The sequence below is a fragment of the Pseudomonas sp. UBA6276 genome (genome assembly GCF_002438365.1).
GTDB lineage: Bacteria > Pseudomonadota > Gammaproteobacteria > Pseudomonadales > Pseudomonadaceae > Aquipseudomonas > Aquipseudomonas coleopterorum.
Genome location: NZ_DJUS01000187.1, coordinates 6732 through 19643, shown reverse-complemented (window position 1 = coordinate 19643; position 12912 = coordinate 6732). Strand labels below are relative to the sequence as shown.

At 62.4% G+C, this 12912-nt stretch carries 9 protein-coding genes; 2 read left to right on the top strand and 7 right to left on the bottom strand.

Annotated features, from left to right (window positions below):
- The 3 genes from zapE to B2V21_RS21130 all read right to left on the bottom strand — a co-directional run.
- The coding region (gene zapE, locus B2V21_RS21140; RefSeq protein ID WP_286917944.1) for a cell division protein ZapE at positions 1-838 on the bottom strand (838 nt) is incomplete at its 3' end.
- An 85-nt stretch (positions 839-923) separates the two neighbouring features.
- Positions 924-2273 (bottom strand): tryptophan--tRNA ligase, encoded by a 1350-nt coding sequence (locus tag B2V21_RS21135; RefSeq protein WP_286917943.1) that lies wholly within the window; start codon positions 2271-2273, stop codon positions 924-926.
- Between the two features lie 34 nt (positions 2274-2307).
- Complete coding sequence (locus B2V21_RS21130) at positions 2308-2937, bottom strand: alpha/beta hydrolase (protein WP_049860599.1); 630 nt, start codon at positions 2935-2937, stop codon at positions 2308-2310.
- A 139-nt stretch (positions 2938-3076) separates the two neighbouring features.
- Here B2V21_RS21130 and B2V21_RS21125 point away from each other — a divergent pair, with 139 nt between their 5' ends.
- A complete protein-coding gene (locus tag B2V21_RS21125; RefSeq protein ID WP_049860598.1) occupies positions 3077-3514 on the top strand; it encodes a YhcB family protein in 438 nt (145 codons plus the stop codon).
- A 109-nt stretch (positions 3515-3623) separates the two neighbouring features.
- On the opposite strand, the gene B2V21_RS21120 is transcribed toward B2V21_RS21125, so the two are convergent.
- From B2V21_RS21120 to B2V21_RS21105, 4 genes are all read right to left on the bottom strand, one after another.
- Positions 3624-8228, bottom strand: coding sequence for a hypothetical protein (locus tag B2V21_RS21120; RefSeq protein ID WP_286917942.1), 4605 nt, complete (start codon positions 8226-8228; stop codon positions 3624-3626).
- A 130-nt stretch (positions 8229-8358) separates the two neighbouring features.
- The gene (gene cysN / locus B2V21_RS21115) at positions 8359-10257 is read right to left on the bottom strand and encodes a sulfate adenylyltransferase subunit CysN (RefSeq protein ID WP_286917941.1); all 1899 of its coding nucleotides are present in this window, start codon (positions 10255-10257) and stop codon (positions 8359-8361) included.
- Positions 10258-10271: 14 nt separating this feature from the next.
- Positions 10272-11189, bottom strand: a complete 918-nt coding sequence (gene cysD, locus B2V21_RS21110; RefSeq protein WP_056845033.1) for a sulfate adenylyltransferase subunit CysD — start codon at positions 11187-11189, stop codon at positions 10272-10274.
- Between the two features lie 218 nt (positions 11190-11407).
- Positions 11408-12166 carry a Nif3-like dinuclear metal center hexameric protein gene (locus B2V21_RS21105; RefSeq protein ID WP_286917940.1) on the bottom strand — a complete coding sequence of 253 codons (759 nt, stop codon included), beginning with the start codon at positions 12164-12166 and terminating at the stop codon, positions 11408-11410.
- Between the two features lie 114 nt (positions 12167-12280).
- Here B2V21_RS21105 and B2V21_RS21100 point away from each other — a divergent pair.
- On the top strand, positions 12281-12912 hold a 632-nt coding region (locus tag B2V21_RS21100), incomplete at its 3' end, for a trypsin-like peptidase domain-containing protein (protein ID WP_286917939.1).

Sequence of the window (12912 nt, the reverse complement as noted above, 5' to 3'; positions counted from 1 at the left end):
CGATGTAGTCGTTCTGGCTGCGTGGGCCGTCGCACAGCTCGCGGAATTCGAACCAGGCCACATCATCACAGGTGCGCAGCGCGCGGATCTCGCGATTCTCGATCATCAGGGGGTCGTTCTCGACCACCTTGGTGCTGTTGTGGGTCAGCGCCTTGAAGCTTTCGCGCATGCTCGCCTGGGCGGCTTCGTTGAGCGGCGAGTGGAACAGCTCGGCCTGCTCCAGGTGACGCAGGCGATAGTCGACGCCGCTGTCGACGTTGACGATCTCGGTGTGCTCCTTGATCAGCGCGATCGCTGGCAGGAAGCGCGCTCGCTGCAGACCGTCCTTGTACAGGCCGTCGGGCACGATGTTGGAGGTCGCCACCAGCGTCACGCCGTTCTTGAACAGCTCTTCCATCAAGGTGCCCAGGATCATCGCGTCGGTGATGTCCGAAACGAAGAATTCGTCGAAGCAGATCACCCGAGCCTCGTCGGAGAACCGCTTGGCGATCACCGTCAGTGGGTTCTTCACGTCCTTGAGGGTTTTCAGTTCCTCGTGCACGCGCTTCATGAAGCGGTGGAAGTGCGTACGCACTTTCTGCTCGAACGGCAAGGCGTCGAAGAAGGTGTCGACCAGGTAGGTCTTGCCGCGGCCGACGCCGCCCCAGAAGTAAATCCCCTTGACCAGCTTGGGTTCCTTCTTGCCGAACAGCTTGCCGAACACGCCAGGTTTGCTGTGCCCGGCGGCGACCAGATCGTCGTACAGACGCTGCAGGTGGCGGACGGCATTTTCCTGGGCGGCGTCGTGGAAGAATTCGGGACGTTTGAGATCGGCTTGGTATCGTTCTAGGGGCGTCATATTCGTTAGCAAGGCAACAAAAACGGGCCGTCACTGTAGCGACGGCCCAGGATAATGGCAATGAGCTTTGCGACAGGGTGTCGCATCACTCCCCTTGGGGCTGCAGTGCCTTGCGCAACGCCTGAATGGCGGTATCGCGGGCCTCTGTCGTGGTGAACGTCGGGCCATCGGCCACGCAGGTGTCGTCCAGCCACAGCGTGAAGCTTTCGGCATCGCTGCGGATGTCCAGTTCACCGCCCTGCTGCAATTGCTTGCTGACCTGCCCGGCCGCCTTGCCGTCGACGAAGCTGCGCGACAGCAGCAGTTGCTCGCCGCTGGCGTCGAGCAGACGGAAGCGGAAGCTGCCGTCGTCGTCACGGAAGCTGACGAAGCGTGCAGCCTTGGCGGCTTTCTTCTTGCCTGCCGTGGTCACCTGCACCTGCTCGCGGAAGGAGCGCAGCCCTACCGCCTCGCGGAGCTCACCCAGGAACGGCGTAGCAACGGCTCGCGCTTTGGCGGCGCCGGCCAGAAGGATGTCTTCCAGTTCCGCCGGGCGCTCGATGAAGTGGTGATAACGCTCGCGGGCTTCACCCAGCTCGGCATCGAGCAGGTTGAACAGGCGCGCCTTGGCCTCGCCCCAACCCAGGCCTTCGCGCAGCGCGGCATGGAACTCGGCGCTCTGCTCGGGTGTGGCGAAGGCCTGGAACAGGGTGAACAGGTGCGAATTGTCCGGGTCCTTAGCTTCGCCCGGCGCGCGCGAGTCGGTGACGATGCGCGAGATGGCGTCTTTCATGTCCTTGGCGCTGGTGAACAACGGGATGGTGTTGTCGTAGCTCTTGGACATCTTGCGCCCGTCCAGGCCGGGCAAGGTGGCGACGCTTTCCTCGATCAACGCCTCGGGCATGACGAAGAACTCGCGGCCCTTGCCGAACAGGTGGTTGAAGCGCTGGCCGATGTCGCGGGCCATCTCCACGTGCTGGATCTGGTCGCGGCCGACCGGCACCTTGTGCGCATTGAACATCAGGATGTCGGCGGCCATCAGCACCGGATAGCTGTACAGGCCCATGGAGATGCCGGCATCGGGGTCCTCACCGGTTTCGACGTTCTTGTCCACCGACGCCTTGTAGGCATGGGCGCGGTTGAGCAGGCCCTTGGCGGCCACGCAGGTCAGCAGCCAGGTCAGTTCCGGGATTTCCGGGATATCGGACTGCCGATAGAACGTCACCCGCTCCACATCCAGACCCGACGCCAGCCAGGTGGCCGCGATTTCCAGACGCGAGCGCTGGATACGCAGCGGGTCATCGCATTTGATCAGGGCATGGTAATCGGCCAGGAAATAGAACGAGTCAGCGTCACTCTGGCGACTGGCAACAATCGCCGGGCGGATGGCGCCGGCATAGTTGCCAAGGTGAGGCGTGCCAGTGGTGGTGATACCGGTCAGGATACGAGTGGTCATGGGTCGATTCTTGTTCAGGAGCCGTGGACGGGCATCAGTTCGAAAGACGCGGCAGCAGCAGATCCTTGAGGTCGGTCAGCTTGCCGTGGAAAAAGTGCCCGCATTCTGCCACTTTCAGCAGCTCGTGGGGGCGCTCGAGCTTGTCGGACCAGTCGTAGACGAGCTGTGGATCGACCACTTCGTCGGCATCCGGCTGGATCACGGTCAACGTGGCCTGCTGCGGCAAGCGCTCGGTTAGCCGCATCACCGCTGGAGCGACCATGAACAACTGCTGCACCGCTTCGCCTTCAGCCTCCAGGCGGCCAGCCAGGGTGGCTGCCACGAAACCGCCGAAGGAAAAGCCCAGAATCGTCAGCGGCAGTTCGGGGTGTTTCGCTCGAAGCCAGCGGGCCACGGCCCAGGCATCGTCGACTTCGCCGCTGCCCATGTCATGGCTTCCGGCGCTGGCGCCGACGCCGCGGTAGTTGAAGCGCAGCGTCAGCATGCCGGCATCGCGAGCGGTGCGTTGCAAGGTGGACACCACCTTGTTGAGCATGGTCCCGCCCTGTACCGGATTGGGGTGGCAGATCAAGGCGATGCCCGTAGCATCGGCGGTGTCGAGGTACAACGCTTCGAGTGGGCCCTGCGGGCCGTCGATGAAAACTGCGGTTTCGCGGATGAGCAAGGGGTGAACTCCGTGACCCCAACAGGGGTCGACTCGTCTAGCTGGAAGATTCTGGCCTGTGAAATTGCGCACGTGCGCGGTATACAGCGCAGGTCCGAGCCGTTAACGTAAAGCAAAGCCGTTTATAGAGGAAGGACTCGTGGAACTCTCGCTCTTAGTTTGGTTGTTGCCAACCCTGGCCCTGGTGGTCGGTGTGGTCATCGGTTTTGCCGTCGCGCGCCTGGCACCCCGTGCCGTACCCAATGGCACACAGCGTCAGCTCGATGATATCCAGGAACGTTTCGATACCTACCAGAACGAGGTGGTCACCCATTTCAACAGCACCGCGATCCTGGTCAAGAAACTGACCCAGAGCTATCAGGAAGTGCAGGACCACCTGGCCGAAGGCGCCGACCGTCTGGCCCTGGACGAACTCACTCGCCAGCGCCTGCTCGCCGCCCTGCATTCGGACGCGCCGCAGCCCCACCGCGAGCGCCTGACACCGCCGCGCGATGCCGAGCCACCTCGCGACTATGCGCCCAAGGCAGCGAACTCGCCTGGCATGCTGGACGAGCAATACGGCCTGAAGCGCAAGTAAGGCGGCCCGTTCGATCAGTGTGAAGAATGCGGCAAAAACAAAACGGGGCCTGAATCATCAGGCCCCGTTTTTTTTCATGCCCCGACCAACGATGGGCCGAGCGCCAGGCTCAGAGCGCTAGGTACACTTCATCGTAAGGCGGCGCGATTTCGCTGCGCAGTATCCCGATCCATTTGCCGTGGGTTGCTTCGTCGGTCTTTTGCTTCTCGAATCCGTCGAAGCGTTGATCCACGGTTTTCAAGTGTGCCGCGGTGTAGGCATCACGAGGGCCGCGTGGATGCGCGTAGTGAAAGTGGGCGTACCACAAGGGTTTTCCCGCCGTGTCGGCCACCAGGTATTCCTCCAGATAGCCGGGCGAGCGCTTGAGCTTGCTGCGAGCCCCCACGCGGCTGATCCGTGCTGCACCCTGACGGTACAGATAGTCAACCCGGGCCGCCGCCGGGGGCTGCCATTTGACCATGTGGATGTGGATCAGGCGCCCCTCTTCGTTCAACTCGGCGGCCTTGTCACGAAACAGCTGTGCGCGGCCATGGGCTGATGTCTGCTGACTGGTGGCCTCGTCCACCTCATTGTCGCGGGTCAGTTGCTGTTCGACGGCATCGGCCGCGTCATTCAACTGCTGTGCATACAGCCGTAGCCGATCCTCGACTTCCACCGGCAGATAGGGCTTTTGCGCTTCCTTCCAGGCCGTACGGGTCTGCTGGTCGGCACCGTGCAACAGCTGGTTGCCACGCCGGATCGCCGCGTTCAGCGAGCGGCCTGCCGGTCGTGGACGCGCCACCTCGGGTGTTTTCAGCGCCTCCCAATCAGCCTGTGCCGGATCCTTGCCAAACGAGGCCAGAACTTTCTTTTCGATGGGGTCGATCACGTCGACGATGTCGCGATCGGTGACGGCAACCTTGGTCCGACGCTGCCCGACCACCAGCCCTCTGTGACGGGTCACGAAGATGTTCTTGTGACGCGCCTGCTGGCGCTGCTTGCGGGTCATCTTGAACTGTTCGCGGATCAGCGGCACCAGCGCGGCCTGGGCACTGTCGCGCAATTCCTGAATCAGGCCGGCCAGGCGCAGACGCGCAGGCTCGTGCAACTGCTCGCCATGCTCATTGGTATAGAACGCCAGGGATTGCTGGGCAGCCTCATATTGCAGGTCCAGACTGTTGAGCAATTCGACCCGATCGTTGAGGGAGTATTCGGCGGTTTCTTCCAGTGCGGCATGGGTCTGCGCCGCCAGGCGAACCGGCTCGGCCACCGAGTCCATCATCCGATCAGCCACTTGCGAGGTGGCGATATGGCGGATGCTGGTCAGCGCCAGGCCATCCACCAGCAGGCCGATCCAGCGTCGGATCGACAAGGCCTCGATCCAGTTTGCGGCCAGTTTCTCCAGTGCTGTCGCGCCTTCGATCGGCATGCGCCGCAGCTGCTCTTTCCACTGGGTGAGTTCTTTGCTCAGTTGAACCTGCTTGTCGAGGATATCGATACTGTCGCTGACATAATCGAAAAACAGTCGAGACTGCTGCTCGCTCATGTCTGAGCCGTCCAGAAGCGCACTGATGTCATCGGCCCTGTCGCGATAATCCAGACTTTTGTAGCGCAGGTTGATGACCTCTTCCTGGCCCACCTCACACAATTGGAACAGCAGGCTGGCCTGCTCCTTGGCACGGTTGCCGTAGGGCTCGAGCTGGTTGAGCTCCAGACTGACCGCAAGTACCTGGCGCAACGCGGCCAGATAATTGCCGGTCGCCTCGCTCAGGGCATTGCGCAGCCCTCTGAGGCGTTCGCTGTCCTTGGCCTCGAAGGCACGGTTGACCTTGCGCAATACCGCGTTGACCTGTTCGTGCAAAGACGAGCGCTTCTGATTGAATTCAATGATCTGCTGGTCACAGGCCTGCATCCGCTGTCGATTGGCTGCCCGCAGTGCCGCAATGCTGCGCTTGGGTCCACCGCCGCGTAGACGCAGGTGCAGATCCAGACGCCAGCGCCCGACTTCATCGCGCTCCACCCAGGGCCCCGGTGTCTGCGGGCGAGCGGCATCGATGATGCGCACCCGCCCATCATCGACCATGACCTGATAGAAATGCCCCTCCAGTGGCAACAGCCAGCGCTCACCATCCAGGTACAAACCGCGCAACGCACCATGTGGCAGGGGCTCGGGCATCGGCTGCGGAGCAGCAACGCGGTAGCTGGCCAACGCAGTGGCATCCTCGGGGCTGAGCCGGTGCTGGGCACGCGCCCAGGAAAAACTCAGGTGCGCGTTGGCGTCGAAGGCCTGCACCGGTGTCAGTGATAACTGCGTCGTCACCACCGCCTTTGCAGGTACGGGCAGTACCGGCTGGCGAAACTCGCGGATCGCCATGGCCCGCTCGGAGGTATGAATCAGCAATACCAACGCAATGTTGAAGAGCAGGTCCACCAGTTGATCATCTGCCGCAGTCTTGTCGCCGCTGGCCTGCGCGACCAGCGTGACGTTGCTCGCGGCCATGGCCTGGATCAGCCAGCCGGCGGTGGCCAAGGGTCCCGAAAGAACGGGCAAGAGCGCGTTGAACACGGTCCAGCCCAGCGCGCGATAACCGATCCAGCGGCTTTCCTCACTGGAAATCGACTGCCGATCAGCCACCGTGATCAGGGCATTCGCGCTGCCCTGGTACAGCTCGGCCAATACATCGCCACCCAGGGCGATGCCCTTCAAGGTGGCTGCAACAGGAACGCTGAGCGGCGCATAGTCCGAACCTTGGCCGAACCGCACCAGGTGCGGCTGATGAAAGCCACCGTTGGCGTATCGGGCACGGGCCGGGGCATCGAGCCAGTCGAGCACGCTACGCTGCACCTCGCCCTCCTCGGCGATGGCCTCGAACAGAGCCGCGCGGTCCGAGTATTGGATCAACGTCGGCTGCATGAGCGGGCGGTACAGCACCTGCAGACCGGAACCGTCGGTGGCGGCGATGACATACATGTTGCAGACCCTGTCGACCTTCATGTCCGCCCCGGGCAGTATGCCGAGCGCCTGAATGCCCACACTGATGCCTTCGATTTCAGCGTTGCCTGCAGCCTCCATGATTCCGGCTACGTACTTCCAACCCAAGCGGGTGAACCCGCACAGCCCGCGGATGCTGTTTTCCAATGCCAACATGGGTAATTGGCACTGTAACTGACTGGCGAACAAGCCTTGGCGCCGAGTGGACTCGCCGGGGTTCTGCAGCAGTTTCTCCTTGAGCAACGCCAGGTAGCCGCCTGCGGCGTCGGTCCTGGTGACCAAGGCCTGGATACTGGTCTCGTCGACCCAGGCAGGCAGCGTGACACCCGCCTTGGGCTGGATCAGCAAGCGCCCCTGAGGTCGGCCCGAGAGGTTGTAAAGAGCAAGGTCCACAAGGCTGATGACATGATCCTCCAAGGTCATGTCACCGGCATTGACGATGCTCAACTGCGCGTTCGGCACCGTCAGGATATGCACTTCGATGTCATCGACAGCGCCGAGCATTGCATGCGGATGGTCCAGGGCGATCTGTCTGATCAGCGCTTGTTCGGCAAAGTCGGTGATGGTGGGGATGCCGTCCAGAAACGATGCCTGTTGCTGCTGTTCGCGCAAGGTGGCCAACGTTGCCAGGTACAACGAGAACTCTCGGCGTTGCGCGTCATCGGCCTTCGTCAGCCATGCTGGCAAACCCGCCTGCACGGCTTGCAGGCGAGCGCGCTCTTCGGCGCTGTCGATATCGAACAGGCATGTCACATGCTCGGTGCCCCGCTCCAGAGCCCCTGCCCCGAGGCCATTGGTTCGGCAATAAGTCCCCAGTGTCTGCACCGCTTCGAGTTGTTGCTCCAGAATGGCCTGGGCCTGCGCCTCGAAGATGTTGCCCGTGGGCGAATACAGCGCCAGCTCCAGCGCCGGGCCGGTGACCGCATGCCCCAGGTGCATGGCGAATGCATCGGCCATCGCCTGTAAGGTCGGGAAGCTCTCAAGCCCGTTGACCGGGGTGTACATCAGCAACACTTCGCCGCCCTGGCTGCCGACCCGCCGGCGGATGATCAAGGCGTGGGTGAGTTCGGCGTGGCGCTGCAACGGCACGCCCATGGCTTGGACACTGACCAGGCTCGCTTCGATGGTGTCTGCAGCGTACAGCGCGCGCTGACGGGCGCCTGGCATCGTGACCAGCAGCATGGCAGTAGCGCCTTGGTCGTTGCTCAGGCGACCTGCCGTCTGCTCGCGTTCAATGCTGTGCTGGAGCCTGGACTGCAGCGCGCTGCCCAGCCATTGCCAGCGATTGCCTCCTGCCGACTCGGTCGCGTCCCAGTAAGTACACAACGCTTCGCTGTAGGCTTGCAGTATCTGCGGGCCCCACTCGTTGACGATGCCCTGCACCTGAGTCATGTCCACGGCCAGCGCGCTCGGGTTTTCGGCGCCTGCCTGTGCAGTGAGAAAGTGGTAGCCCTGAACGAGAATGATGTTTTCATCATGCAGAAAGCGGTCGACCAGAGCATCGACCAGCAGCAGCTTGCGATACCCAGCGAACGATGCCGCGCTCGTTGGGCCGATGGGCTCGAACAGATGAACATGGGAAAAATCCACATCCAACTTCGGGTACTGGACGGCGAACTGTGTTTTCAGGACCTGCAGCGCGACATCGCGCAACGAGGGGCGGCTGGCGAAACGCTTGCTGACACTGCTGGCCATGGGGGCGGATCGAGCGATTTCACCGCTCAGGGAAAGAAGATGGGTCACGGGGGCTGGCGCCTTCAAGAATGTATGAAAGCGCATCAGGCACCGTTCAGCGCCCTGCCCGGTGGTAGACAGTTAGTCACCGTAAACAAAAGACCCCGCCGAAGCAGGGTCCTTTGACGCTTCGCAACGCTTAGATCGCGCCGCGGCTACGCAGCAGATCCAGGACTTGCTTGACGCCTTCCTCGACGGACGAGGCCTGGGTGTCGATCACCAGATCGGCATTCAACGGCACATCGTAGGGGAAAGACTCGCCCGGGATGTTGTCCTGATCCGCAGCGTACAGACCCTGCGGGTCGCGTTCGCGGCACACCAGCGGCGAGGCCTGGACGTAGACGGTCAGCAGCCGATCGGCGCCGATCAGGTCACGCGCCTGCTCACGGCCAGCTGCATCAGGCGCCACGAAGGCGGCCAGGGTCACCAGCCCTGCTTCGTTGAACTGGCGCGCCACGTGAGCGGCACGACGCCAGTTTTCGGTACGTCCGGCGCGGTCCTGTGGCAGACCTTTGTTCAGGTCATGCCGCAGGTTCTGGCCATCGAGCACGAACACTGCGCGGCCCATGTCGAACAGCTTGCGCTCGACGGCATAGGCCAGGGTGCTCTTGCCCGCGCCCGACAGACCGCTGAACAGCACGGTAGCCGGTTGCTGGCCGAAGCGCTGGGCGCGTTCCTCGGTGGTTACATGAGCGGAACGACCGTGGGACTTGCCGCCCTGGGTGGCGGCTGCCGGTGCGATGATCATGCCGGCGCCGACGGTGCCATTGGTCAGGCGGTCGATGATGATGAACGCGCCGGTGGTGCGGTTGCTGTCGTAACCGTCCAGAGCGATGGCGCTGTCCAGCGACACCTTGACCTTGCCGATCTCGTTGAGCTGCAGCGCACTGGCCGGGCCTTCGGCCAGGGTGTTAACATCGACCTTGTGCACGATGCTGGCGATCGAACCCGGCACGTAGCTAGTAGCGCGCTTGATGTCGTACTTCTTGCCCGGCAGCATCGGCTCTTCGGCCATCCACACCAGCATGGCTTCGAAGCTGTCGGAGACGGTCGGCACGTTGGCGGCATGCACCAGCAGGTCGCCACGGGAGATGTCGATCTCGTCTTCCATGGTCAGGGTCACGGCCTGGCCGGGACCGGCGTGTTCCAGCTCACCCTCGAAGGTGACGATGGATTTGACCCGGCTGCTCTTGCCCGAAGGCAACACCACCACTTCGTCGCCCTTGTGCACGATACCGCTGGCCAAAGTGCCGGCGAAGCCGCGGAAGTTCAGGTTCGGTCGGTTGACGTACTGAACCGGGAAACGCAGGTCGTCGAAGTTGCGATCGGCCGCCACTTCCACGGTTTCCAGAATCTCCATCAGGGTCTGCCCGGTGTACCACGGCGATTGCTCGCTGCGGTTGACCACGTTGTCGCCCTTGAGCGCCGACATCGGCACGAAGGCCAGTGTGATCGGCTGCAGGCCGATGGCTTCGGCGAACTTGAGGTAGTCGGCCTTGATCTGCTCGAACACACCTTCATCGAAGCCCTTGAGGTCCATCTTGTTGATGGCCACAACGATGTGCTTGATGCCCAGCAGGGACGCGATGTAGCTGTGCCGGCGGGTCTGGGTCTGCACGCCGTAGCGGGCATCGACGAGGATGATCGCCAGGTCGCAGGTGGACGCGCCGGTGGCCATGTTGCGCGTGTACTGCTCATGGCCCGGGGTGTCGGCGATGATGAACTTGCGCTTGGCCGTGGAGAAATAGCGGTAGGCGACATCGATGGTGATGCCCTGCTCGCGCTCGGCCTGCAGGCCGTCGACCAGGAGCGCCAGGTCGACTTCTTCACCCGTGGTGCCGGATTTCTTCGAGTCGCGAGTGATGGCTTCCAGGTGATCTTCGTAGATCATCTTGGAATCGTGCAACAGGCGCCCGATCAGGGTGCTCTTGCCGTCGTCGACGTTGCCGCAGGTAAGGAAGCGCAGCAGTTCCTTGCGTTCGTGCTGGGCCAGGTAGGCGAGGATGTCCTCGCTGATCAATTCGGATTGGTGCGACATGTTCTGACCCTGCTTTAGAAGTAGCCCTGACGTTTCTTGTCTTCCATGGAACCGGCGCCATCGTGATCGATGACCCGGCCCTGGCGCTCGGACGTTCGCGTCAGGAGCATTTCCTGAATGATGTCGGTGAGGCTTTCGGCCTCGGACTCCACCGCGCCCGTCAACGGGTAGCAGCCAAGGGTACGGAAACGCACTTTCTTCTTGACGATGCTGGCCTTCTCTTCCTCACTGAGGTGCTCGAGGATGCGGTCGTCATCGATCATGATCAGCGTGCCGTTCTTCTCGATCACTTCGCGTTCGGCAGCGAAGTACAGCGGCACGATCGGGATGCCTTCCAGGTAGATGTACTGCCAGATGTCGAGCTCGGTCCAGTTCGACAGAGGGAACACACGGATCGATTCGCCCTTGTTGACCTTGCCGTTGTAGACGTTCCACAGCTCCGGACGCTGGTTCTTCGGATCCCAGCGGTGCTTGCTGTCGCGGAACGAATAGACCCGCTCCTTGGCCCGCGACTTCTCTTCGTCGCGGCGCGCACCCCCAAAGGCGGCGTCGAAGCCGTGCTTGTCCAGCGCCTGTTTCAGGCCCTGGGTCTTCATGATGTCGGTGTGCTTGGAGCTGCCGTGGGTGAAGGGGTTGATGCCCTGCGCCACGCCTTCGGGATTGACGTGCACCAACAGGTCCAGGCCCAGTTCCTCGACCATGCGATCGCGGAACTTGTACATTTCCTGGAACTTCCACTGGGTGTCGACGTGCATCACCGGGAACGGCAGCTTGCCGGGGAAGAAGGCCTTGCGCGCCAGATGCAGCATCACGGCCGAGTCTTTGCCGATGGAGTACAACATCACCGGGTTATCGAACTCAGCGGCCACCTCACGAATGATGTGGATGCTTTCCGCCTCCAGCTGTTTCAGATGCGTCAGTTTGTCGACCATGGCTACTCACGGAATACAGTCTTTATGGACGGCCTGCGGGCCGTGTTCGAGCCGGGCACTTTAACACGGCGTATGGGTGGGTCGTGGGAGGTGGTTAGATCGAAGGGGTATATCAATATGCCTTGTGGTTTGGAGGTTCTGGCATGGCTTCCCCCCCCCCTCGCGGTCACAATGTGGGAGCGGGTCTCTGCCCGCGAATCGGCACTACGGTCCACCTATCAGATGGGATTGGGGCAGTCGATGAACACATGCTCGAGCGCAAAGCGCCGTGCCAGGTAATCGCCCAGCGCCTGGACCCCATAGCGTTCGGTGGCATGATGCCCGGCGGCGATGAAGCTGATGTCGTTCTCGCGCGCGCTGTGAAAAGTCTGCTCGGACGCCTCGCCACTGATGTACAGGTCGACACCGGCCGCAATCGCACGGTCGATGTAGCCCTGCCCGCCACCGGTGCACCAGCCCACGCGCCGGATCTTTTCGCTGCCTTCGATCAGCAACGGCTCACGGCCCAGCACTTCCTGCACGCGGCGAGCGAAGTCGCGCGGGTGCATCGGTTCGGGCAATGAGCCGATCAGCCCCACCACGCGGCTGTCGGCCGGGTCCAGCGGACCTTCCACCGTGAGCTCCAGCTGCCGCGCCAGCTGCACGTTGTTGCCCACTTCGGCGTGCACATCCAAAGGCAGGTGATAGGCCAACAGGCTGATGTCGTGTCTGAGCAACGTCTTCAGACGTCGCTGTTTCATGCCGACCACGCAGGGGTTCTCGCCCTTCCAGAAATAGCCATGATGCACCAGCACCAGATCGGCCTTGACTTCCACCGCGGCATCGAGCAACGCCTGGCTTGCCGTGACCCCACTGATGATACGCATGACCTGCGGGCGCCCTTCCACCTGCAAACCATTGGGACAGTAATCCTGGATCTTCGCGCTGCCCAGATAACGGTCGGCTTCTTCGACCAACGTGTTCAGTGCCACAGCCATAAAAGTCTCCACAAAGGCAGTTCAGCGCGGCGCGAGCGCCCGTATAATGCCGGCCATTATGGCGCTCCCGCGCCTCGAAGAAACAGCCCCTCGCTACCTTCCAGGATTGTCCCCATGTTCAAGGCCTTGCGCTTCTTTGGTTGGCCGCTGTTGACCGGTATATTGATCGCCCTGCTGGTTATCCTGCGCTTTCCGCAATGGGTGGGCCTGCCCAGCCAGGACGTCAACCTGCAGCAGGCGCCGCAAAGCGCCAGCGTCATCCAGGGTCCGGTGTCCTACGCCGACGCCGTGGCCATTGCCGCCCCCGCCGTGGCGAATCTCTACACCACCAAAGCGGTCAACAAGGGCGCTCACCCGCTGTTCGAAGATCCGCAGTTCCGCCGCTTCTTCGGCGACAACCTGCCCAAGCAGCGGCGCTGGGAATCGAGCCTGGGCTCGGCGGTGATCATGAGCCCGGAAGGCTACCTGCTCACCAACAACCACGTGACCGCAGGTGCCGACCAGATCGTGGTGGCGCTCAAGGACGGACGTGAAACCCTCGCCCGGGTGATCGGCAGTGATCCGGAGACGGACCTGGCAGTGCTCAAGATCGATCTGAAGAACGTTCCGGCCATCACCATCGGGCGTTCCGACGGCATCCGCATCGGCGATGTCGCCCTGGCCATCGGTAACCCGTTCGGGGTCGGCCAGACGGTGACCATGGGCATCATCAGCGCCACCGGTCGCAACCAGCTGGGCCTCAACAC